1 protein-coding gene is annotated in these 851 nt (G+C 73.6%); it reads left to right on the forward strand.

Features of this window, described 5'->3' with window-relative positions:
* Window positions 1-851 (forward strand): 3'-5' exonuclease (locus tag D180_RS17535; protein WP_043091264.1); only part of this gene is annotated, 851 nt, incomplete at both ends.

Genomic DNA, 851 nt, shown 5'->3' on the forward strand with positions numbered 1-851 from the left:
TGTTCGCCACCGACGAGGCGCTGGAGCTGTTGGCCCTGCTGCAGGCGCTGCTCGATCCCGGCGACGACGGCCGTTTGCGCGCGGCACTGGCCACCGTGCTGATCGGCGAGGACGCCGCGGCCATCGCCGCGCTCGACCACGACGGCGAGCGCCACCGCCGTTGGCAGCAACAGGCGCTGGACTGGCGCGAGCGCTGGCAGCGCGGCGGCCCGCTGGCGTTGATCGGCGACCTCGGCGCCGCGCACGGGCAGCGCCTGCTGGCATTGGTCGATGGCGAGCGCCGCCTCACCAACTACCTGCAACTGGCCGAACTGCTGCAGGAAGCCGACACCCGCGCACTCGGCCCACATGGCCTGGTCGACTGGCTGGCGCGGCGCATCGCCAATGCCGACGACAGCGACGAGGCGCAGCAACTGCGGCTGGAATCGGATGCGCGCCGCGTGCAGATCGTCACCCTGCACAAGAGCAAGGGCCTGGAGTATCCGCTGGTGTTCCTGCCGTACGCCGGCATCGGCCGCAGCGAGCGCAGCCCCGGGCGCCACTGCGTGGTGCCGGCGCCGCAGGGCGGGCGCCAGTTGCAGTGGAACACCGGCCGCAGCGGCGGCGAATCCGACCCGGCCTGGGACACCGCTGAGGCCGCGTGGAAACAGGAACAGCGCGCCGAGGACGCGCGCCTGCTCTACGTCGGCCTGACCCGCGCCGAACACGCGCTGTGGATCGCCACCGGCGCCTTCCCGCAGCACGAACGCACCGCCTTGGCGCCGATGCTGCGCGACCTCGACGCCTTGCAGGCCGCTGCCGGCGCCGGTGCGGTCGCCCTCGACACCACGCCGCCGCCCGCGCAACTGCCG

Source organism: Xanthomonas sp. SHU 166, assembly GCF_000364685.1.
GTDB classification, from domain to species: domain Bacteria; phylum Pseudomonadota; class Gammaproteobacteria; order Xanthomonadales; family Xanthomonadaceae; genus Xanthomonas_A; species Xanthomonas_A sontii.